The following is a 22,586-nucleotide window of genomic DNA, read 5'->3' on the forward strand; positions in this document are numbered from 1 at the left end:
GAAAAGGCTCATTATATTAATGCCATTCACTCCAGCCCCCCACATTTAAAACTGAAATCACTCAGACTCACCCGTCGATTTCGGCGGAAGATACATAGTGAGTTGAACGGGAATACGACCAAATTTCTCGGCCATACGGCGGCGCAGCTCGGACATTGTTTCACAGGCTGACGCCATGCCTACCACCATCCAAATATGTTCAATCAATTTCTTAAGACCGTATTGACTACTCATCCATTGATGATAATTTTGACCAGCAATCGGCTTGGGGGCATGATCTTTAAGCCATTTTGCAACATCTTTATCTAGGTATCCGTAAATCAGTTCCATAACCAATTTGCCCCAGTATTTCGGGCGATGGTGAAGCTGGCCGCTCCATTTGGTGAGCCTACCGAATTCCACCCACAATTGATCCGGGAAAGTCTTTTCCCATTTCCTCATTTCTTCCTCCAAGAAGATTTTCATTTTCAATTGGAGAGCATCAACAGGGCGGTCGTATTGGTAGCCGGTGGCTTCATCAACGAGAGCAACAATTCCCGTCTTCGCTGCGGCTCGGAGAAACGTGCTCGCCTTGACGGCGATCTCCATTTGGCGCGCGGTTAGCTTTGAGTCGCTTGCGCCAGAGGCAAAATTCTGCAGCGCACTTGAATAGGCTCCGCAGAGATCCATAAACTTCTCAACATCCAAGCCCAGAGCATGTTGCGCAATCCCAGATGCCCCGGTATCGAACTGAAAAAGGGCCGAAACCTTACCATTTTCTGCAGGAATCAAATCTTTCGGCAGATATGGCTGCAGCACCTTTACTTTTAGGTACTCCGCAAGCTGTCCACCATCGGTTCCTATCAGACTGACGACAATTCCTTTCAGGCTGAAGACGCGAATTCCGTTCTCCAGAACATAGCAAGGAATTTCAACCTCCCCGATTTTAAGAGAACCCCAGTGCGTAGCTTTTGGAATATAAACCTGATCAACGATAACTTCAGGGGTAGCAATGAAGTCAGCAGGTGAAAGATCAATCCCCTTCTGCTCGGCAAGTTCCAGTAGCTTGGGTTGCCATTTCGCCGGGATATGCCCTTTTGACGCCCAATATTGAACTGTTGTTTGTCCCTTTCCGATGAGGGTCGCCAAAGCGGATTGCCCGCCAAACTTTTCAATGATCCTTCCCGCTATGCCGTGTCGCATAAAGGCAAAGTATCAGTAAACCAAAAAACAGTCAATCAGTTTTTCTGATGAGGCAACCTTTACAGCTTTGATAGCATCGAATTTCATTTACGAATTTCCACTCTGCCTGTTCGCCCTTTTTACACCCGGCCCGGAGTGTCCACTTGCGCCACCATCTCTCACCCCCCTCTACCCCCCTTTGCGGCGTCGTAGGCTGCAAGCACCTGGCGGAAGACAGGGCTGAAGTCCTGCGGGGTCCGGGCGAGCCACTCGCGTACCTGGGGCATCGCGAAAAACGCGCCGGTTTCCAGTTCCATGCGGGGGAGGACAAACGGGCCGTCGTGGGTGCCGGAGTACAGCTCGATGAACTCAAAGCCGGTCTCCGCCGAGCACCCGAGGCGACCGAATTTCTCCAGCGGAATCCGAATTCCCAATTCCTCCAGAATTTCACGTTCCGCCGCTCCGTCGTAGGTTTCCCCGGCATCGACATGTCCCGCTGCGCTGGAGTCCCAGACGCCAGGATTCTTGTCCTTCCAGATCGAGCGCTTTTGCAGGAAGAGCTCCCCGGCCTGGTTGAAAATCAGCATGTGAACAGCCCGATGGCGGAAGTTATTCACATGGACAGTATTCCGCGTCTCCGAGCCGATGACGCGATCAGATTCGTCCACGATGTCAAACATTTCGTCACCGCTTTGCGCCCTGGCCGGAGCCACCATCTGCGTGAGCTTTTCCCACTGTTGTAATGACAACTCCTCCGCCCGCACGGTCTCCGGGAGACCCAGCGCAGCGCAGGCGTCGGGCCACAATTCCCGGTACTCCGGCAGGAGCTTGCGCAGCTGTTTGCGGCGTTCGGAAAATCCCTTGCGCACGAGGTACTCAAAGAGCGCTTCATCGCACGCGGGCACCTCGTCGGCGCTCTTCTTTTCGAGGATGACGACAGCCGACGCGACCTTGGGCTGCGGGAAGAAAACGGTGTGCGGAATTTTCTTCGCGTAGCTCACCTTCCACCTCCGCGCGGTGCACACGCTCATCGCGCCAAAATCCTTCGTGCCCGGAGTCGCCGCGAGCCTCGCCGCCACCTCGTGCTGGAGCATCAGAACAAGTATTGATGCGGGTGAGAGGGCGGATGCGTATTTCGCGATCAGTGGGGTTGACACGTAATACGGCAGGTTTCCGACGATCTTCACCGGCCCCTTTCCGTAGAGCTTGCGCAGGTCAAAATCCAGCGCGTCCATGTGGAACAGTTCTACGGGCTGACCCGCGAATTTTTTGCTCAGCCACTCCACCATGAGACCATCCTTCTCGATGAGCGTGACAGTCACCCCCGGCTGCACCAGACACTCGCTGAGCGACCCCAGCCCCGGCCCGACTTCCACGACGTGCTCACCCTCACGCAACGACAGTTGCGCAGCGATCCAGCGGGCGATGTTTTGATCGTGTAAAAAGTTCTGCCCCAGGCTCTGGCGAGGCCGGGTTTCCAATTCGGCCAGAGCATGCTGGATTTCCGTGAGCGTCATGCACTTGGGATACAGGAAAGAACTCCGTTTCACAAACACGAGGTGAGGGCTTGCGGAGGAAAGTGGGGATTTTTTCGCAAGTTATTCACAATCGGCTGTCAACTGGGAAAATCGCCTTGCGGCAATTCCCTCGGATACCGCTTGAGACAGGAGCCAACATCAGTCAGGGTACGGCCTTTCCATGAAAAAGTCGGGTTGTGTCATTCTCGCGCTCTTCTTCCTGGTTTGCATCAGCATGTTTGCGAACCTGCTCCTCTTCTTCGCTCTCATCGGGAGCTTCAAGGGCTCGACCAGCGTGGCTGGCGTGAAGGTGCTCCGACCTCGGGAGTTTGAGGAGGTCGTGGAAAAGGAGGGCACCACGTCGTCCTCCCGCATCGCGGTCATCCCGCTGGAGGGAGTCATCGCCCACGGTGCGCCCGGCCCGCTCGGCGAGGACATGGTGAATGATTTCAAGCGCGCCCTGGAACAAGCCCGCGACGACGACCGGGTGAAAGCCGTCATCATCTCCGTCGACAGCCCTGGCGGCGAGGTCACCGCCTCGGATGTGCTCTACAACAGCCTGAAGGAATTCAGCCGCCACAAGCCCTCCATCATCTACTTCAACTCCATCGGAGCCTCCGGCGCGTACTACACCGCCTGCGGCGCCTCCTGGATCATGTGCAACGACACGACCTTCACCGGGTCGATCGGCGTCATCATTTCCACTCTGAACTACCGGGAGCTCTTTGGAAAAATCGGCCTGGAGTCGGTGGTCTTCAAGAGCGGAAAGTTCAAGGACATGCTCAATGGCGCCCGTGAGATGAGCCCCGAGGAGCGCGCCTATGTCGAGGGTCTCGTGATGCAAAGCTACGGCCGCTTCGTCGGCATCGTCGCCAAGGCCCGCAAGATCGATGAGAATACTCTCCGCAACGGCGTGGCCGATGGCCGCATCCTCAGCGGAGTCGACGCATTCGACGCCAAGCTGGTCGATCAACTCGGCTACATCGAGGATGCCTACGCCAAGGCCCGCGAACTCGGCAAGGCCCCCGGCGCGCAAATCGTGCGCTACAAGCGCGTGGTGACTTTTGCCAGCCTCTTCCGCGCCTTCAGCGAGACCAAGACGCCGGCCATCAAGGTGGACGTCTTCGAAAACCTTCCCAAGCTCCAGCCCGGCCGGGTGTACCTGATGCCCGCCATCTTCGCGCCTTAAGCCGTGTCCATCGCTATCTGGGCAGTATTGGCAATCCTCGGGCTTGCCTATTGGTTCTATTATCTTCGCGGCCTTCCCCGTCCGGTCCTTCCCACCGAAAAGGCGGCGTCATTCGGCCCGGGAGACATGGTGGCAGGTCTTCTTCTGGGCGCCTATCTGGCTTCCAACATCTTCATCGCCAGCCAGAAGCCTCCAGCAGTCACTCGCGATATCATCATCGTGAGTTGCGTCTATTACGGGCTGATCGTCATCATGCTGCTCAGCCTGCTGATCGTGCGGAACCGCAATCCGGTCCTGCTCTTCGGCCTGCGTTGGCCCACGTGGAAAAGGGACCTCCCGTTCACGGTCCTCGCGCTCCTTGCCCTCTATCCGGTGCTCAATCTCACCCAGGAGGTGATCCTGTCCTTTGTGGGGGAAAAGGAGGCAACCCAGGAAGTGCTTCTCTTCCTAATCCGATCGACGACATGGGAGGACAAGGTGCTGGTAGCCGTGATGGCCCTGGTATTTGCCCCTGTCTCCGAGGAGTTGATTTTCCGGGGCTTTCTGTACGGAGTGGCACGCCAGTATGGTGGCCGGTGGGCGGGCATGACGGTTTCCGCCGCCTTATTTGCGGCCATCCATATCCATCTCCCCTCGATGCCGGCCCTGTTTCTGCTGGCGATTGGCCTGACACTCATCTATGAGCGAACGAGGTCGCTCTGGGCTCCGATCATCGTCCATATGCTGTTCAATGCAGGCACGGTGATTTACGTACTGATCGCCAAACCCCAGCTATGAAACGGCTCGACCAGGTTCGCGAAGACGATCTGGTAAGGGAACTCATCCGCCACCTCCCGGCTGGAGCAGGCACGCTCCTGGGAGCTGGAGACGACTGCGCCATCCTCAAGCCCAAGCTCGGCAGCTATCTGGTCTACAAGACCGACTGCATCGTCGAGGGCGTTCATTATCTCGCGGAGGACCGCCCAGCCCTGGTCGCCCGAAAAGCGCTCTGCCGCAACCTGAGCGACATCGCCGCGATGGGCGGAGTACCCCGCTGGGCACTCGTCACGATACTGAGTCCCCCGGAAAAGCCCGTACGATACTGGACCGCGTTTTATCGGGGACTCGGAAAGACTGCCCAAAGGTTTGGCTTGGGCATCGTCGGCGGCGAGGTATCCCGCAGTCGGCAGGCAGCCATCTCTGTGGCGCTGATCGGCGAACTGCCGGAGAATCGTTATGTCACGCGCATGGGAGGAAGGGCCGGAGACCGGATTTTCGTCACCGGAAAGCTGGGCGGTTCCTTTGCCAGTCGCAGGCATCTCACATTTACCCCCCGCCTCAAGGAAGGCCAGTGGCTCGCCGAGCAACGATTCGCTACGGCAATGATGGATATCAGCGATGGCCTCGGCTCCGACCTTCCCAGGCTCGCCCGGCTGAGTCGTTGCGGATACTCCATCATGCCAGAGTCCCTTCCCCGCCATCGTGGCTGCACCATCGAGCAGGCCATTCGTGATGGAGAGGATTACGAACTGCTCTTCACCGTCCCGCCCCGGCGGGTGGCGGAACTCCGGGAAAAATGGCCCTTTACCAAGACACCGCTTACCGAAATCGGCGCCCTGACCCGCTCAACTGCCTCAAAGATCCCCGCAGGTTTCGATCACTTTTTCCATTGCCAGCCCGCAGAGAAAAAGGCGTCCTAGACACGCGATGATCAGGATCAAGTATCACGCCCCCGGCACACCCCCGGCGACCCTGGTTGCCAATACCGACGAGGCGGCAAAACCCTCCGTCCTCACGCTCATCCAGTACGACAAGGAGGGGATATTCGAAGGTCGCTTCGACACCTTTGAGGAACTGATGCAGCGCTACGATCCCGCCAAGGTGAACTGGATCAACATCGACGGTCTGGGCAGCCTCGACATGCTCCGCCAGGTTGCCGAGCGTTTCAACATCCACCCGCTCGCCCTGGAGGATGTGCTCAATACGAGCCAGCGCCCCAAGGTGGATGTCTACGAAGATCATTTTTTCATCGTCAGCGAGATGCTCTACACAGAGACCGACCACCGCGTGGTCCTCGAGCAGCTCAGCATGTTTCTCGGCGACCATTACGTACTCACCATCCAGGAGGAGAGTGAGCACGATGTGTTTCAGAAAATCCGCGAGCGCCTGCGCTCGGGTCGAGGCTATGCGCGGACAATGCAGGCCGACTATCTGGCCTATGCCCTGCTTGACGCCACGGTCGACCAGTTTTATCCCACCCTGGAATCCATCGCCGACAGCCTGGAAGACCTGGAGGAGCGCCTCCTCGAAAGGCCAAGCAAGGACCTGATGCGAAAGCTCTACGGCATCAAGCGCCTCCTGCTTCAGCTCCGCCGCGCAGCATGGCCGCAACGTGAAATCTTCAACGCTCTCATCCGCGATGAGAGCGGCATGATCTCCCAGGGGACACAGGTATTTCTGCGCGATTGTTATGATCACACCACGCAGATCATCGATATCCTCGAGAGTTTCCGAGACCTTGCAGCGGGCCTCATGGAGGTCTATCTCACGAGCCTGGGATTCCGCACCAACGAGATCATGCGAGTGCTCACCGTCATATCGAGCATCTTCATTCCCCTCACGTTTATTGCCGGCATTTACGGGATGAATTTCAACACCTCCAACTCGCCCTTCAACATGCCCGAGCTCGATTGGAAATTCGGATATTTGTATTGCCTCGGCCTCATGGGCTGCGTCGCTCTGGGCATGATTATCTTTTTCAAAAGAAAGCACTGGCTGTGAGCAGCATATTGATCCTGACGGCCAGCTTCGGCGAGGGCCACAACGCCGCCGCCCGCAATCTCCGGGAAGCCATCGCGGCGAGGTCGCCGGACACTCCAGTGACCATCTGCGACATTTATCGCGATACCTACGGATGGTTCAACGAACTGACCAAGCAGACCTATCTCCGGCTGATCAACCACGCACCGCAGGTCTGGAAGCTCGCCTTCGATCTGCTCGATCGTACGCCCCTCGTGGAATGGCAGACCAAACTTCATGGCATCGCCGCCCGCAAGCTCGCTCGGATCATCGAGGAAAGCGGAGCCACCACCGTTGTATCGACCTTTCCCGGCTGCAACCACCTGCTTGATCATGCGTACCGGCATCGGCTTAAACGCCCATTTCGCCTCGTGACGATAATCACGGATTCCATCTCGATCAACTCGGTCTGGCACCGCTCCTGCAGTGAATGGTTCATCGTGGGTAACCAGCCGACCGCCGACGTTCTGGTGCGGGCCGGCGTACCGGAATACAAGATCCGCATCGACGGGTTTCCGGTACCTCGGGTCTTCTCAGAGTTGCATAGATCGAAAACTCCGCCCGGCCGAGGCGAGAAATGGCGCATCCTCTATGTCGTCAACTCCGGCCATCATCTCGCCCCGGGCATCGTGCGCAGTATTCTCGGCATCGAGAATATCGATCTCACCGTGACGGTCGGCAGACATCCCACGCTCCAGCAGGAACTAGAAAAGGTTTCCCTCGACCTCAATACTCCCATCTCTGTTCTGGGATGGACGCCCGAGATGCCGCGGTTGATGGCCGAAAGCCATCTCATCATCAGCAAGGCAGGTGGAGCCACCGTCCAGGAGACACTGGCTGCGGGGACTCCGATGATCATCACCCAGGTGATCCCCGGCCAGGAGGAAGGCAATGCCACACTGGTCATCGAGGCTGGCGCGGGTGCATTTGCCGACACGCCGCAGACGATCGCCCGGACCATACGAGAAGCTATCGCCAGCAATGGCGCTCAATGGATCAACTGGCGCGATCAAGTCCTTCGTCTCAGTCGACCAGATGCCGCCGACAGGATTGCGGACTTCGTTCTTGAGCTTAACGGTTCACCGTCACGCGATCTCCAGCCGCAGGCAGATTGACGACGCAGACAAACCGGGTTCCCTCACCGGGCGTGCTCGTCACAGTGATGTCGCCGCCCATCATCCGGCTCAGGCTCTGAGCGATGACCAGCCCCAGGCCGCTGCCTCCAAACTGGCGCGTCGTCGAGCTATCGGCCTGAGCGAAAGGCTTGAACAGTCGGCTCAGTTGATGGGACTGGATGCCAATGCCCGTATCGATGACTTCAAAAATGGCCGCATCACCTTCTCCTCGCTTCACCAGCAAATCGATGCGTCCGGTCGATGTAAACTTCACGGCATTGCTCACGAGGTTCGTCAGGATCTGCCCAAGGCGCAGGCTGTCGCCAACAACGATATCCTCAACATCCGGAGCCAGCTTGGATTCGAGAATCAATCCCTTGAGCTTGGCCGCAGGCAACTGGAGGCGGCAAACCCGGCCGACAACATCGCGGAGAGAAAACGCCAGATGCTCGATCTGCATGCCCCCCGCCTCGATCTTGGAGTAATCCAGCACATCGTTCAGGATACACAGGAGGGATTGGCTGCTATCGGCTATGAGGTTGACATAATCCGCCTGTTCCTCGGAAAGCTGCGTCGTTTTGAGCAAATCGAGAAACCCGATGACACCATTCATCGGTGTACGCACCTCGTGACTCATGGTGGCAAGAAAGCGCCCCTTGGCTCGATTGGCATTTTCCGCTTCCTCCCTCGCCTGTTGCACCAGTTTATCGGCGACCTTGCGCTCGGTGACGTCGCGCAGGAGGATGATACGCGCGGATGGCTCCTCCGCATCCTCGGGTACTGGAATGATGGAGCACTCCCAGATACCGCCCGCGCTTACCTCCACCTCCACATTCTCCACCGCCCGCTGCTCCAAGAGGTTGGTCACACCGCTCCATCCCCGAAGCAGACGCTGAACGGGGCGGTCCAGAGCGACCTTCGCCGCTACGTCAAAGGCACGACAGGCCGCGCGATTGAGATCCAGCACCAGCCCTCGCGAATCGATGACGATAAGGCACTCCTTGAGATGCTCCACGAGCAGAACCCTGGCGACCGGAGCCAGATCATCCATGCGGCTGCCGAGGAGAGCCCAGATCGCCAGCCAGGCGGTGAACGCCAGCACGATGGGGGTGTAGTTAAATCCCATCGTGGGCGACCAGCCGACCATGAAGAGTCCATTCACAGCCGTCGGCAACAAGCCGCTCATGAACATCAAAAACTCCCCTCGTCGAGACCAGGGAGGGGCGTGACGAAGGTGGGCGGCCAGCCAGTAGAGCGCGGTAATGGCAAATACCGCGACAAACGTAAAGTAAACGATCGTCATCGGCCCGACCCGATAGACGAGCACGGCAAACTCCGAGTTCCGAGTCAGCCGGATGTCGTCAATCCAGAGCGAGCCCAAACGCGGCGTCCATGCCACGACCAGCATGGAGAGAGGAATAATGAGCGAAAGATAAAGCCTCTCCCTGACCAGAAAGCGGGTCCCCTTCACCAGTCGATGGACTGCCTCGGCGAAGAGCAAGGGAACAAACGGCAGGATGGTGAAGCGCAACTTGAGAAGCAGCACCTTGTCCGCCACGGTCGTGGAGGAAACCTCGGCAGCAGCGAGAATGCACCAGATGCCAACAAGCACCAGAGCGATCGCGTACGGTCGCGTCGCCAGGATCTGCACGCGACGATAGGCTATCGCCGAAAGCGCAAAAGCCAGCCCCGAGGCGATGAGGGCGACGAAAAACTGCCAAGCGAAGCTCATCCGAGACCTCTCTCTCCAGCCACCCTATCCAAGAAAAGCCGATGGCATGCCGTTGACCCCAGGTCGACGACGCCCGGAAACGGAAAAACGGGGGGAATTCCGCCCTGAGACGAGCGCTTCATGAACGAACGACACCTACCGTGCCGTCATTCACTTGTCGAACATCTCTGGCGATTCAAACGCGGATTTTTTCCGCGTCCACTAACCGTGAATACGCCGGGAGAGCAGTTGAGCCTTCAGGCAGAGTTCCGCCGCCTTGAACGCATGTGCCTGAGTCATCGCGTTTTCCGTGCGGTTGAGGCAATCCAGAATCAACTGGCCAAAGAAGGGGTACCCGACCTTGCCCGCACATTCGATACGTTGCTCACTCTGCTGGTCGACAAGGAACAGGACATCCTTGTCGGCACCCTGGCTCGTGATGTCGATATACTTGCGCATCTCGATATATCCCTTGGTTCCCAGAATGAGAGTACGTCCATCTCCCCAGGAGCGCAGGCCATCGGGTGTCAGCCAGTCCACACGGTAATACCCCGATGCGCCATTGTTACCGACGAGCGATGCCTCGCCAAAATCCTCCAACTCCGGGTAATCCGGGTTGGCAAAATTACCGACGGAACTCGACACGACGGAAGCATCGCTGCTGCCGGTGTAGTAGAGGAACTGCTCGCTTTGATGGCTGCCGATATCGCACAGGATGCCACCGTACTCCTCCTTGTTGAAGAACCATGCGGGACGAGCCGAGGCGCTCAACCGATGCGGACCAAAACCCGCGGTCTGCACCACGCGGCCGATCGCGCCGGAAGCGATCAACTGACCGGCAAAGACCGCGCTCTCCACGTGCAGGCGCTCGCTGTAGTAGACCATGTAGCGCTGACCCGTGCGGGCGGCGACTTCGCGGGCTTCGTCGAGTTGTGCCAGCGTGGTAAACGGTGTTTTGTCTGTGAAGTAATCCTTCCCCGCCTCAAGCACCTTGCACCCGAGCGGACCGCGCTTGTTCGGGATGGCCGCCGCGGCCACCATCTTGATGGAGGCATCATCGAGGATCTCTTCCAGAGATCCTGCCGCCTTGGCTGTCGGGAAGCTCTTTTGAAATGCCGCGACCTTCGCCGGATCGGAGTCGTAAACCCATTTCACCTCTCCACCTGCCTCGACCAGACCATTGGTCTGTCCGTAAATGTGGCCGTGATCCAGCGCCACGGCAGCGAAGAGAAACTCCCCGGGCTTGCAAACCGGTGCCGGCTTGCCCTGGGGGGCGTATGTCATTCCGTCGGAATTTGTCATGTCAGGAAACAAAGGTCTTTGAGAGGTAATCGAAACTGAGCTTGATCGACTCGAATGGGTCGCCCGGGCAGGTATCCTGCTCGACGACGAACCACTCCGTACCGGCCTTCTCAGCCGCGGCCACGATGGCTAGCCAGTTCAGGTTTCCATAACCCACCTCGGCAAAGCGAGGTTTATCCGGGGGTTCCACCACATAGTCTTTGCAATGAAGCACCGGCACACGACCGCTAAGCTTCTCGATCCATGTCACGGGGTCGCCTCCACCGTACTGCACCCAGTACGTGTCGGGCTCGGCAGCGAGGTTGCGAGGGTCGGTCTCCGCGTAAATGCGGTCGAGGACCGTCCTGTTGCCGCTCCGAATGAACTCGTGGGCGTGATTGTGATAGAGAAGCGTCTGTCCGGCGCTGGCCAGCACGGCCCCGGATTTATCGAGTCCACTGATGAGTCCCTGCACAGATGCCTCATCGGCAAAGTCGATGCCGGCGGGAAACGGATATGCCGTATATTTGCACCCAAGCTTGGAAAGCCGCTCTACCACTTTCTCGGGAGACTTCAGAATGACGTCCCCAGGTTCGTGCGTGGCACAGATCGTCAGCCCCTCTCCCTGACAGATGGCGACAAGCTCGCTCTCCTCGATCGGCCCCATGCCGCTAACCTGGACCGCACGATACCCGATCTGTGCGACCCGCTTCAGCGTGGCAGCGATGTCGGCAGGCGTCCGAATGAATTCCCTCAGCGTGTAGAGCTGAATTGCAATATTTTCGACTTTCATGGCGAAGCCTTAGTGAGCGAAGGAAAGAGTGAAATCGGAGGCTTTCACCTCCACGGTCTTTTTGACAAAGGTCGACTCAGCGATCTTCTTCTTCAGCCAGCTCTCGTATTCCGCACCATCAAATGGCATCTCGAGCGTCTCGCTGCGAGCCGAGGAAAGCAGCATGGCATTGGCGAGTTCCACCGAATGAATTCCCTCCTCCGCAGGAGCAATCAGAGGTTCCTTGTCGAGAATGGCCGCCGTAAAATTCCTCAGGATTTCCACGTGCTGCCCACCGTGTCCGGAGAGCGGAATCTCCACGTTCCAGACCGGAGGACGGGAGTACATGGCGTCGACCGTCTTGCTAAAGTCCGACATGCGCGTCTCGTTACGAGTATAAAGAAACTTGTTATCCTCGATCACCACGCGCCCCTGCTCTCCCACGACCTCCAGCCGATTGGTGCCGGGGGCTTCGCCTGTCGAGGTGATGAATGTGCCGTGCATCCCGCTGGGGTACTCCATGTACGCGGTCACGTCGTCCTCCACCTCGATGTCGTGATAGCGACTGATGTGGCAGAAAGCACGTACCCGCGAAGGGCGCCCAAAGAACCAATACCAGAGATCCAGGTTATGAGGGCACTGGTTGAGCAGCACCCCGCCGCCTTCCCCGCCCCAAGTCGCACGCCATCCGCCTGATGCATAATAAAGATAGGTGCGGAACCAGTCCGTGATCGTCCAGCTCGCACGGCGAATCTCGCCCAGCTCTCCGCTCTGAATCATCTCCCGCAGCTTGATGTAATACGGGTCCGTCCGCTGATTGAACATCGCCGCGAAAACCTGGTCGGTCGATTTGTGGGCGGCAATCAGCTTCTCGCAATCCGCCTTGTGCACGGAAATCGGCTTTTCTACCAGCACGTGCAGGCCGGCATTGAGCGCGTCAATACCGATCGTCGTATGAGAGTAGTGCGGGGTCGCGATCAGGATCGCGTCGATTTCTCCGGAGGCGATCATCTCTCCCGCCGTGGCGAAGCCTTTCGCTTGGGGATAGCGATTCACCTTTTCGGCGTTTTCATCCGCAACCGCGGTGAGCCGCAGGCGCGGAATTTTCCCAGCGAGGACGTTATCCGCGTGTGCGCCGCCCATGTTTCCAAGACCCACGATCCCTAAACGAACTTCATTCATAGCAAAATGGAGGATTGATTCACACACGTGTTAGGTTAGTTTTGTAGGACAGTCAATGAAAAACCCGGTCCACTCCACCAGTGAACTCGCCCGACGTCTCGGCCTCTCCCGCTGGACAGTCTCACGCGCGCTGAACGGACACACAGGCATCAATCCCGAGACCGCGGCCCGCGTACGGGATGAAGCAAAGAAGGCGGGATTCTCCCCCAGCATCCTGGGCCGGGGCCTGAGGAGCGGCCGTACGGATCTCATTGGCATCGTCGCCCCCGACCTTGAGGAGTACTTCCTCACCCGCAAGCTTTCCGTACTGCGGTTGCGCATCGAGGAAGCGGGCTATCACGGCATCATTCAAATGACGGATTCGAGTCCCGCCAGCGAACGTGCCGCGCTTGAGCGATTTCGCGCCATCCGATGCAATGGCGTGCTCACATTTGCCTCCATCCTGGGACCACGCGACATTGGGCTGCAGCGTTTGAAAGAGGCAAAAATTCCCTGCGTGCAGATCGACCCGCTCCTAAAAACCTCCGGGATCATCGCCGGAACGGACCGCCTCGAAGCCCAGCGTCTGACGCTGGAGCATCTCTTCTCGCTTGGCCACCGCCAAATCGGCGTCTTTGGCATCGACTCCTCCACCACTTACGGGCGCCAGCGTTACGATGGCATCACGGCCGCCTGCACCGCCGCCGGGCTTTCCCCGGAGAAAACCCTCCGATGGTTTCCCCGGCAACATCCGAAGGATGACTTCACAACCGGCTATGCCCTGGCGCATGAATTTGCAAAAACACGCCAAAGACCCACCGCCATCGTCACCATCAATGACCGCATGGCCCTCGGCGCGATACGCGGATTGCAGGAAAGCGATCTCGACGTGCCTCGCGACATCTCGGTGATCGGTTACGACAACGCGGATTTTTCCGCATACTGCAATCCCTCACTCACCACCATCGATCCTCAAGGAGACACGCTCATGCGAGGGGCGCTCGACATGATTCTCGCCCCAAAAAGCCTCGGACACTTTCGCGTGCAGCCGACCCTGATCGTCCGTCAGTCCACTGCCGCACCGTCACAAGTTCACTAAAAGAACTCATGTTTGCTGCATTCACCCATGCATGGAGACGTTTTGACTTGCCACTTTGGCCGAAGTTTCGTGTTATGATCCGATTATGAAGGCTGCCGTCACCCTCCTCGCCGTGCTTGCTATCGGCGGAACTGCTTTCGCAGACATCCAGCAACCCCCTGCTTCCGATTTCGGTCCCACCCGCAAACTCGGGCGCGGTCTCGGTAACGTCGCTTTTGGCGTCACTGAGATCCCTGATTCCATTTTTGGAGTGAACTACTCCGAAGGCAACTCCGCCGCCTGGAGCTACGGTCTCGTCCGCGGCGTAGGTCGGACCTTTGCCCGCCTCGGCTATGGTCTTTATGAGATGGCCACCTTCCCGGTGCCTACCGTGAAGGGTTCCTACCGCCCGCCGTACAAGAGCATTGTTCCTTGGATTAATGGTGGTTATGAGGAATTCCCACCGGAGCTTGGATGGGAGACCCGCTTCAACTACGTTCGCGACTACCAGCGGACTCCCTGGTAGAAGCCAGTTTCCATTTTAGAGATTTTTATCAGCGCATCGAAAGATGCGCTGATTTTTTTTATCGCGGCTCACCAGCCTTGCTTCGGGCAGAGGGATGTTTCCTGGAGGAAAATCAGAAGGCACGGCCCGGAATCAGATTGCAGGTGGCCGAAAGGAATGCTGCCTGAGGGAAATCAGAATCCCGCAGGAAGGCGATCGCCTGATTCGGTTTCCGCCACACGGACTGGCCGACGCTGGCGGAAGCGTAGAGCCATCTGGCGCCTCGCGAATAGGCGCCTTGAGAACTATCCGTAAATAACGAGTTGGATGTTGTCCGGCAGGCTACCAGCTACTTCCGTCGCGACGTTCCCACGGAGCAATTTGCTCATGGATCCACGATGGGAAGCGCCGAGCATGAGATAATCCACCCCGAGCGTCGCCGCCATATCGACAATGATAGAAGCCGCATTGGGAGCATTGACAAAAACTGGTATCGTCGTCACTCCCCGGTGTTTTCCGATTTGAAGCGCGGTCCCGAGAATCGCGCTGGCCTCCGGGTCATTTTTCCAATCGGCCTTGGGCAAGGCGGCCGCACCCCCACCATAGAGAACCGCAATCTCACGGATGTAGAGAACGTACAGTGCAGCGTTTCGCATCTGAGCTTCCTCAAAGGCAAACCGTAACACCGGGGTAAGCCCACGCACACTGACCAGGATTTTCTGGGTCTCACTCACCGGAGCAGACATCTTTTCGACCACGTCAGGACGTACGATATCAGCAAATTCCTTCGAAACCGTAAGGGTGCGAGTGCCACTCAGACGCTGGGCATAGGCCCACAAACCAAGACCGATCACCAGCACACAGATCACAAAAAAGAGCGCATCGGGTTTAGTCTTGGCCAGAGTCAGTTCAACCGCGACGAGGAGGACAAATGTGAAGAGCATCAATCCGCGCTCAAGCACATTCATCTTCAAGTGCCGGTTGAACGTGCAGCACCCGAGGTTCACACAGATGGCGCCCACCACACCGATAGCATAGAGTCCAGCCAGCGCCTCAAAGTTGTCCGTAGCGAGGAGCACGATAATCGGCAATCCTACCGAGATCCCGAGTGGCGCTAGAGGAACGCCATGGGAGTTCAGCTTCGTAAATGCCCGTGGCATGTCCCCTTCCCTCGACATCATGAAGAGGAGTCCGATCAGCGCCGCTATCGCGGTATTTACAGCACTGAGGAGCAGCAGGGCAAAAACAACGCCCACGATGAACCCGAAGATATGACCGAAACCCGGTCCGAAATTCATCGTGCCATATTGCTCGGCCAAAAAGCGCAACATATCCTCCTTGCGCTTAATCATTTCCGGAGCGAGTTCCTTCGGCAGCGAGAGCATCGCCCAGCCGAGCAACGCCGTACCGAGACTCACCTCGATTGCCACGGGCAGGATTGCCTTGAAGGCATTACGTCCCACTTGGGGATGACCGATGACCGAACCACGGTCCGGCTTCATCGTTCCAGTCAGGTTCGCGATCGCCTCGACACCGCTCAGAGCCAGAATCACACCCACAAATGATACCCAGGTATGCTGGAAATTGTCATGGAGAGGCTCCATGTGCGTGAACGTAAGGTGAGGTACCGCGAAAAGAATGATCAGCACGACCACGATGACAGTCGGCAACGCCAATGCGACCGCCAAGCTGCCGCTATGACGGGGACCATAGAAGTTGAGTACGCCCATCAGTAAAATGGCCCCAGTCGTAGAGACCAGAATCCACTTCTCGGGCACCCCGAGGTAACTCAATGCCGCCCAGCCACTAAGCGCAGCCGTTACTGTCAAGTCGGCTACGAGGAGCAAGGCTCCGACCACGGCCAGCAACCTCCCTTGCTGCTTCGCCGCGGAATAGACACCGCCTCCATCCGGAAACACCCGGCAGATAACCATGTAGTTGACGCCAACGAGCGCAGTAAGTGCGCAGACCGCAACAATGATGGGAAACGAGGAGAAACCAGCGGCAACGAATGCAAGACCAATGACGTATGCTTTACTGGTACCCCAGTCGCCGAAAAGAAGGGCTGAGGCGCGAGGCCAGTCGAGATTACGCGGCCTATGAATTTCAGGACTATCCAAAGTGATCAGGCAGTTTTAGCGAACGGCATGTTTGTCGTTGGCTGTGCGTCGCCCGTCAAATCCTTTCGATGGAAGCTCGCTGAAGTGACCAAGAAACATCCTTTGCTCTCCCCGTCCAGGCAGGCTACTCTCCCCGGCTGAAAATGTCTCAAATCACTTTTGAACTCATACTGATCGCGGTCCTGCTCGTGGCGAATGGTGTTTTCGCCATGGCGGAGATCGCATTGGTATCCGCCCGCAAGGCGCGCCTGAAGACGCTTGCGGACGAGGGAGCCTCAGGCGCCAAGCTCGCTCTCGACCTTGCCAACTCACCCGGCAAATTCCTCTCGACCGTCCAGGTCGGCATCACCCTCGTAGGCGTGCTGGCGGGCGCCGTCGGTGGAGCCAACATCGCAGACAAGCTCACCCACATCCTCGTCGACGTCCCCGTCATTGGGACCTACGCTCACGTCATCTCAATGCTGTTCGTCGTGTCGATCATCACCTATCTGTCGGTGATCATCGGCGAACTCGTTCCAAAGCGTCTGGCTCTCAACAACCCGGAGCGTATCGCCTCAATCCTGGCGGGACCGATGAACTGGCTGTCAAAAATCGCGAGTCCCCTCGTCAACCTCCTCAACCACTCCAGCGACCTGCTGATGACCCTCATGGGCGTCAAAAAATCCGACGAACCGCCCGTCTCCGAGGAGGAGGTGCGCGTGCTGATCGACGAAGGCCTGAGCGCCGGCGTCTTCCGCAAGGCGGAGAAGGAATGGGTCGAGAGCGTCTTCGAACTCGACGAGCAGACCGCCGAGGATCTCATGACGCCCCGCCCGCAGATCGTCTGGCTTTCCCTCGACGATACCGACGAGGAAAACTGGCGTCGCATAGCAGGCTCCGGCCACTCGAATTTTCCCGTCTACCAGAAAAGCCACGAGCACGTCGTCGGCATGATCTCGGTCAAGTCGCTCTGGGCGAATCTCTCGCTCGCGGGCAACGCCGACCTCTCGGCCCTAGTCGTTCCGCCGCTTTACGTACCGACCACGATGCACGCCAGCAAGCTCATCGAGGAATTCAAAAAATCCGGCAAGCACATCGCCCTCGTGGTGGATGAATTCGGCAGCGTGCAGGGTCTCGTCACCCTCAAGGATCTGATGGTCGCAATCGTCGGCAACCTGCCCGAAAAGGAGCAGCGCCGCGAGCCCAAGGCCGTTCTGCGCCCCGACGGTTCCTGGCTGGTCGACGCGCTCCTCGACATCGAGGAGGTACGCAAGGTTCTCAGCATCGAGGATGAACTGCCCGGCGAAGAGGAGGGAAATTTCACCACCCTCGGCGGCTTCCTGCTCGACCGCTTCGGCCACCTGCCCAACGAAGGCGAGAACCTCGTGTGGGATCGCCATCGCTTTGAGATCATCGATATGGACAACCAGCGGATCGACAAGGTGCTCGTCACCGAGATCAAGCCGCCCAAGTCCTCCGCCGAGGACGAAGCCGCGAACTCCGCCGCGAATATCTGAATTGATCCCGCCCCCGCGCCGCCGTATGGTGCTCGGAGTGGCGGATGGCCGATTCCGACGTCGCAAGACGCTCGGGATAGGAAAGTCCGGACACCATAAGGCAGCATGCCCTGTGAAAACGGGGGCGCGCTGAACGAAAGTTCTTTGCGACGGATAGTGTCACAGAAAACAAACCGCCGGAGCCCCGCAAGGAGCGCCGGTAAGGGTGAAAAGGCGGAGTAAGAGCCCACCGTCCGCGCCAGTAATGGCCGGAGCCGATAAACCCCACGCGGTGCAAGACAAAACAGGAGGTCGGACCGCCTGTCCGTCACGCTGGTCCGCCAGTGTGACAGCCTCCGGGTAATAGTCGCAGCCCTCACGGGCTGTCCGGCGCGCGAGCGCCAGACAAGATAAATGGCCATCCCCGCGCCTGCTTGCAGGTGCGGGACAAAATCCGGCTTACAGCCACCCAAGCAGGGGCGGTTCCCCAAAGGAGCCGCCCCTGTCCTGTTTTACGCCCCGCATTGCCTTCCCCGGCGATCTGGCGCAAGATGAGCGCATGGATGTGAGTGAATTGCGGCAGGACTACCAGATCGGCGCTCTCGACCGGGAGCACATGGCGGCGGACCCGTTTCGCCAGTTCGATGTGTGGTTCAAGGCGGCGCTCAGTTCCAAGGATCTCCGCGAGCCCAACGCCATGACGCTCGCCACCGCCGGGGCCGACGGCAAGGTCACCGCCCGCACCGTGCTGCTCAAGGCCTGGGACGAAAAGGGCTTCGTGTTTTACACGAACTACAACAGCCACAAAGCCCACCAGATCGCAGAGAACAGCAACGTCGCGCTCCTCTTCCCGTGGCTCACCATGGAGCGCCAGGTGGAAATCTGCGGTCGCGCCGAGAAGGTCTCGCTGGCCGAAAGCTTCGCCTACTTTGCCAGCCGACCCTTTTCCAGCCGCCTGGGGGCCTGGGTTTCGCACCAGAGCAGCGTGATTACATCGCGCAGCCTGCTGGAGATGAAGTTCGACGAAATGAAGCGCAAGTTTGCCAATGGCGAGGTGCCTCTGCCGGATTTCTGGGGTGGCTATCGCGTGGTGCCGGAGACGGTCGAGTTCTGGCAGGGCCGGACCAGCCGCCTGCACGATCGTTTCCTCTACAGTCGCCAGCCGGAAGGCGGCTGGAATCTCGAGCGCCTGTCGCCCTGAGTTTGGAGCTTGCTCCGGGAGAGCATCCCGGAAAGGCTGGCCCCAATGGACAAGGAGATCGCTGAACTGCGAGCCCGCGTCGAGCGCCTGGAGCGAATGGCCGGGCTCACGCCCCCGACAGAACGCCCCGCGCAACCGCCAGCCGTCGAGCCTGCGCCGGAATCCACCGCGCCTCCGCCACCTCGCGACCCCGTCCTGCCCCCGCCTGCGTTTCCCTCACCTCCGCCCGTATTGCCGACGCCTCCGCCGCTGCCGGTGCTATCCCCCCGGCCCGCCGGGGCTCCGGCCCTGCGGTTCAGCGAGGCCTGGCTGGCCCGCACCGGCATCGTCCTGCTCCTCATCGGCGGGATTTTCTTTCTCAAACTCTCGCTCGATCGCGGCTGGATCACGCCGTTCCTCCAGCTCACCATCGCCGTGATCGCCTGCCTCGGGCTGATGACGTGGGGATTCCTCCTCTCCCGCAAACGCCCGGAACTCGGCGACCTCGCCTTTGGCGGCGGCATCGCGGGACTCGTCGGCGTGTGGACCTGCGGACAGTATCTCTATCACCTGTACCCCGGCTCCACGACCATCACGCTGTCCCTCCTCACGGCGGCGGTCTGTCTCGCCCAGGCCCTGCGGCAAAATTCCCGCGTGCTGTGCATCCTCGCCATCCTGGGAATTTTCATCTCTCCTCTCTTCATCGGCCTCGATCAGCCGGGGCTCTTTGCCATTCATGCCACGGTCATCACGATCATCGTTTCGCTGGTCTTCATCCGGCGCGGCTGGCTCGGGGCGTTATTCATAGGCGCCGTTACGGCGGGGCTGCTCCTGTACGGGGCCGCCATTTCCTCCCGGCTGGGCATCGACCACGAGCTACGCCCGGTATTGCAGGCCGCGCTGATCTTCTGGTGGCTCGCACTCTGGCTGGCCCCGGTCGCGCGCTATCAGCTGCGGGGAGAAGCTCCCGCGCCGGTCGCTGCCGCGTGGTTCACCGCCTTTACGCCCGCCCTGCTGACCGCCGGGGCGGCGCTGACGATCTGGGGCACGGATATCCGGCACGCCCTGGGCATCTTTCTCTTGGTCGCGGCCCTGCTCTGCGGGGTGCTCGGTCGACTTCTGGTCAACAGCGGTTCGCGGGAGATGGCCAGTTCGCAGCAATTTGCCGCAGCACTCCTGGCCGGGGTCGCCCTGCCGGTCCTGCTTTCCGGGTGGGTGTTTTCCTTTGCCTTTGCCGCCTTTATCATCGCTCTCCATTTCGCCGCCAGCCGGGCAAAAAACACGCCCCTCACCGTCGCCGCCACTCTGGCCTCGGCGGCGGGGCTGGTATTCTTCGCGATCGAGGCCATTCAGCTCAGTGATCGCGGGGGCGCTCTCCACGCGCTTTCCGCTCTGGCCTTCGTCATCGCCCTCATGGCGGCGGCCTTTGCCCGCTCCGAGGGATCGTTGAAATACTCCCATCAGGTCGCGGCCCAGTGGTTGCTCGCGTTCTGGTTCGCCGCGCTCTGCCCGCCGGGCATCCTTCCATGGCCTGTGGGAATCGTCCTCGCCAGCATCGCCGCGGGCGCGGGCATGATGGGCCTTCCGGGCGGCAATACCCTCGCCCTGCGGGCATCGAGCCACATCCTCCTGTTGTTTGTCCTCATCACGGCGGCGCTCCAGCTGATGAACAGCGCAGAGAGCACACCCTGGATCAATGGCCCCTCCCTCGCCCTACTTTTCGCTCTGGGCATGGCGGCGTTTCTGGCGATTCGTTCCGCCAATCTCAACGTCAAGGCGGTCTATCTCTGGATCGTGCTGGCCGGAAGCCTCTTCCTGCTCTCGCATGAGTTTGCCCCCATCGGACGCGGAACGCTGGTCAGCATCTCGTGGACGGTGGTCGCCGTCGCGCTCATCCTCGGCGGCATTGTGCGCGACGTGCGGATGATCCGCATCGCGGGCATCTCCACGCTGGTGCTCGTGCTCGCCCGGCTCTTCACCGTGGATCTCGCCTCGCTCGACCTCCCGGCCAAGACCCTCGTTTTCCTCGGCATCGGCGTCCTGCTTTTCTCCGCAGGCTATTTCCTCCCGAGGTTTTTACCCCGGGAAAATCCGCCGCCCGAAAACTAGGCGACGCCTGCGGTTTCCGCCGTCGGCGTCTCGGAGAAGCCAAAGAGCCGCCGGTCGCGAATGATCGACGCCACCTCCGGCGAGACGCTCTTTTCCCATTGGGAATCTCCGGCGCGAATCTTCGCCAGCACCTCCGAAGAGCGAATCTTCAGGTAATCCTGCTGGTAGCCCTCGATGGCCTCGATGAAGCCATTCGTGATGAGGTGATTGTAGAGATGCCCGAGATTGTCGGGGGTGAGGAAATTATCTGCCGTGACCAGCTCGCCGCTCTGGCCGATGAAGGGATACACGTAAAGCTTCACGCCTTTCTTGAAGAGCCGGCCCAGGCCCTCCAGGATGCCACCCTCCAGGTCGCGGTAATACTGCTCCTCGAAAATCTCGACCAGCGCCGGGATGCCGAGCGGCAGGCCGATCATGCGGTCGGTGTAGCGGGTCAGGTAATTCACCAGGCGGTAATATTCGCCGTATTTCGAGATGAGCACGGTGCGCCCAATGGTGCGGAGCATGTCGACTCGGTTGAGGAAATCGCGCAGGTCGAGTTCTCCGCTGGAGAGCAGGTTCTTCATGGTGATCTCCATGAGGATCTCCGGCTCCTCGTTTTTCACTGTCTCCTCGCGCAGGAACATCGAGCGCGCGCAATCCAGCATGTCGTTGGTGACGAGCGTGACCGGGCGGAAGCTGCCGCGCTCCACCAGCAGCGGCTTTTTATAAAATGCGTCAGCGGGACTCACCACCTCGCCATCCGCGCGGAACAACGCGGCATCCGTGAGGCCGAGGGCGACCAACTGGAGGGCCATAATGCGGTTGTCGATCTCGACGAAATCCGGTCCGCTGAACCGGATCATATCGATCTCAATGCGGCCCGGCTCCAGGTCGTCGAGCAGGGAACGTAGAAAAGCCTCCGGGTTGTCGCGAAGGTAGAATGCGCCGTGGATGAGATTGACGCCCACGATGCCGAGCGCCTCCTGCTGCTCGAGATTGTGCGGGTCGAGCATGCGTACGTGCAGGATGATGTCATTGGTCGGCTGGCGCGGCCTGGATTGAAACCGAATGCCCATCCAGCCATGGGACTCGTCATGGCGGCGAAAGCTGCGGGCCGCCACCGTATCGGCAAAGGCAAAGAATGTGCGCTCGGACCCCACCTTGGCGTCCAGGCGCTCGATGAGCAGCTCAAACTCGTGCTCCAGCATGCTGTTCAACCGGGCTTCGCTGACGTAGCGCCCCGAGTAGCCGTAAATCGAGTCGCTGAACGTCATGTCGTAGGCCGACATGGTCTTTGCCACCGTCCCGGCTGCTCCTCCCACAGTAAAAAACTGCCGCGCAACCTCCTGCCCCGCACCGATTTCCGCAAAGGAGCCGTAAAGCGCAGGGTCGCGATTGATCTTGAAGGCTTTTTTGCTCACCTGCCGATCGAAGGGCTCCGCTGGAATCATC

18 protein-coding genes and 1 other RNA gene are annotated in these 22,586 nt (G+C 59.2%); 11 read left to right on the top strand and 8 right to left on the bottom strand.

Going from position 1 to position 22,586, the window contains the following annotated elements; all coding sequences use genetic code 11:
• Positions 1–57: 57 nt before the first annotated feature.
• Complete coding sequence (locus TSACC_RS00280) at positions 58–1,182, bottom strand: P63C domain-containing protein (RefSeq protein WP_084400075.1); 1,125 nt, start codon at positions 1,180–1,182, stop codon at positions 58–60.
• Between the two features lie 158 nt (positions 1,183–1,340).
• Positions 1,341–2,711, bottom strand: coding sequence for a 16S rRNA (adenine(1518)-N(6)/adenine(1519)-N(6))-dimethyltransferase RsmA (gene rsmA / locus TSACC_RS00285; protein WP_153811180.1), 1,371 nt, complete (start codon positions 2,709–2,711; stop codon positions 1,341–1,343).
• A gap of 148 nt (positions 2,712–2,859) precedes the next feature.
• Here rsmA and sppA point away from each other — a divergent pair, with 148 nt between their 5' ends.
• Genes sppA through TSACC_RS00310 form a run of 5 tightly spaced genes read left to right on the top strand, consistent with a single transcriptional unit; the run spans position 2,860 to position 7,760 of the window.
• On the top strand, positions 2,860–3,867 hold the full coding sequence (sppA, locus tag TSACC_RS00290) for a signal peptide peptidase SppA (protein WP_075077405.1): 1,008 nt from the start codon (positions 2,860–2,862) through the stop codon (positions 3,865–3,867).
• Positions 3,868–3,870: 3 nt separating this feature from the next.
• On the top strand, positions 3,871–4,644 hold the full coding sequence (locus tag TSACC_RS00295) for a CPBP family intramembrane glutamic endopeptidase (protein WP_075077406.1): 774 nt from the start codon (positions 3,871–3,873) through the stop codon (positions 4,642–4,644).
• Positions 4,641–5,546, top strand: a complete 906-nt coding sequence (locus TSACC_RS00300; RefSeq protein WP_075077407.1) for a thiamine-phosphate kinase — start codon at positions 4,641–4,643, stop codon at positions 5,544–5,546. The genes TSACC_RS00295 and TSACC_RS00300 overlap by 4 nt, the downstream gene beginning before the upstream one ends.
• A 7-nt stretch (positions 5,547–5,553) precedes the next feature.
• Entirely contained in the window at positions 5,554–6,627 is a 1,074-nt protein-coding gene (corA, locus tag TSACC_RS00305; protein ID WP_075077408.1) for a magnesium/cobalt transporter CorA, read from the top strand.
• Positions 6,624–7,760, top strand: coding sequence for an MGDG synthase family glycosyltransferase (locus TSACC_RS00310; protein WP_075077409.1), 1,137 nt, complete (start codon positions 6,624–6,626; stop codon positions 7,758–7,760). Before corA ends, TSACC_RS00310 begins: the two co-directional genes overlap by 4 nt.
• Here the strand turns inward: TSACC_RS00310 and TSACC_RS00315 are convergent.
• The 4 genes from TSACC_RS00315 to TSACC_RS00330 all read right to left on the bottom strand — a co-directional run bounded on the left by TSACC_RS00315 (position 7,717) and on the right by TSACC_RS00330 (position 12,706).
• Positions 7,717–9,492 (bottom strand): hybrid sensor histidine kinase/response regulator, encoded by a 1,776-nt coding sequence (locus tag TSACC_RS00315; RefSeq protein WP_075077410.1) that lies wholly within the window; start codon positions 9,490–9,492, stop codon positions 7,717–7,719. The genes TSACC_RS00310 and TSACC_RS00315 overlap by 44 nt on opposite strands.
• A gap of 201 nt (positions 9,493–9,693) precedes the next feature.
• Positions 9,694–10,773: a Gfo/Idh/MocA family protein gene (locus tag TSACC_RS00320; RefSeq protein WP_075077411.1), complete on the bottom strand. Its 1,080-nt coding sequence runs from the start codon at positions 10,771–10,773 to the stop codon at positions 9,694–9,696.
• A 1-nt stretch (position 10,774) separates the two neighbouring features.
• Positions 10,775–11,545: a sugar phosphate isomerase/epimerase family protein gene (locus tag TSACC_RS00325; RefSeq protein ID WP_075077412.1), complete on the bottom strand. Its 771-nt coding sequence runs from the start codon at positions 11,543–11,545 to the stop codon at positions 10,775–10,777.
• Positions 11,546–11,554: 9 nt separating this feature from the next.
• Complete coding sequence (locus TSACC_RS00330; protein WP_075077413.1) at positions 11,555–12,706, bottom strand: Gfo/Idh/MocA family protein; 1,152 nt, start codon at positions 12,704–12,706, stop codon at positions 11,555–11,557.
• Positions 12,707–12,761: 55 nt separating this feature from the next.
• Between TSACC_RS00330 and TSACC_RS00335 the strand changes: the two genes are divergently transcribed.
• Both TSACC_RS00335 and TSACC_RS00340 read left to right on the top strand, forming a co-directional pair.
• Entirely contained in the window at positions 12,762–13,784 is a 1,023-nt protein-coding gene (locus tag TSACC_RS00335; protein WP_075077414.1) for a LacI family DNA-binding transcriptional regulator, read from the top strand.
• A gap of 85 nt (positions 13,785–13,869) precedes the next feature.
• The gene (locus TSACC_RS00340) at positions 13,870–14,289 is read left to right on the top strand and encodes an exosortase system-associated protein, TIGR04073 family (protein WP_075077415.1); all 420 of its coding nucleotides are present in this window, start codon (positions 13,870–13,872) and stop codon (positions 14,287–14,289) included.
• Between the two features lie 284 nt (positions 14,290–14,573).
• Here TSACC_RS00340 and TSACC_RS00345 read toward each other — a convergent pair whose 3' ends face one another.
• Positions 14,574–16,388 carry a universal stress protein gene (locus TSACC_RS00345; RefSeq protein WP_202815876.1) on the bottom strand — a complete coding sequence of 605 codons (1,815 nt, stop codon included), beginning with the start codon at positions 16,386–16,388 and terminating at the stop codon, positions 14,574–14,576.
• A 143-nt stretch (positions 16,389–16,531) separates the two neighbouring features.
• On the opposite strand from TSACC_RS00345, the gene TSACC_RS00350 reads away from it, so the two are divergent.
• From TSACC_RS00350 to TSACC_RS00365, 4 genes are all read left to right on the top strand, one after another.
• Complete coding sequence (locus TSACC_RS00350) at positions 16,532–17,884, top strand: hemolysin family protein (protein ID WP_075077417.1); 1,353 nt, start codon at positions 16,532–16,534, stop codon at positions 17,882–17,884.
• A gap of 32 nt (positions 17,885–17,916) precedes the next feature.
• Positions 17,917–18,340: RNase P RNA component class A (gene rnpB, locus TSACC_RS00355), an RNA gene on the top strand.
• 82 nt (positions 18,341–18,422) lie between these two features.
• Positions 18,423–19,064 carry a pyridoxamine 5'-phosphate oxidase gene (pdxH, locus tag TSACC_RS00360; protein WP_075077418.1) on the top strand — a complete coding sequence of 214 codons (642 nt, stop codon included), beginning with the start codon at positions 18,423–18,425 and terminating at the stop codon, positions 19,062–19,064.
• 45 nt (positions 19,065–19,109) lie between these two features.
• Positions 19,110–21,152, top strand: a complete 2,043-nt coding sequence (locus tag TSACC_RS00365) for a DUF2339 domain-containing protein (protein WP_075077419.1) — start codon at positions 19,110–19,112, stop codon at positions 21,150–21,152.
• Here the strand turns inward: TSACC_RS00365 and TSACC_RS00370 are convergent.
• On the bottom strand, positions 21,149–22,585 hold the full coding sequence (locus TSACC_RS00370) for a nicotinate-nucleotide adenylyltransferase (RefSeq protein ID WP_075077420.1): 1,437 nt from the start codon (positions 22,583–22,585) through the stop codon (positions 21,149–21,151). The genes TSACC_RS00365 and TSACC_RS00370 overlap by 4 nt on opposite strands.
• Position 22,586: the final 1 nt, after the last annotated feature.

This window comes from Terrimicrobium sacchariphilum (assembly GCF_001613545.1).
Taxonomy (GTDB): Bacteria; Verrucomicrobiota; Verrucomicrobiia; order Chthoniobacterales; family Terrimicrobiaceae; genus Terrimicrobium; species Terrimicrobium sacchariphilum.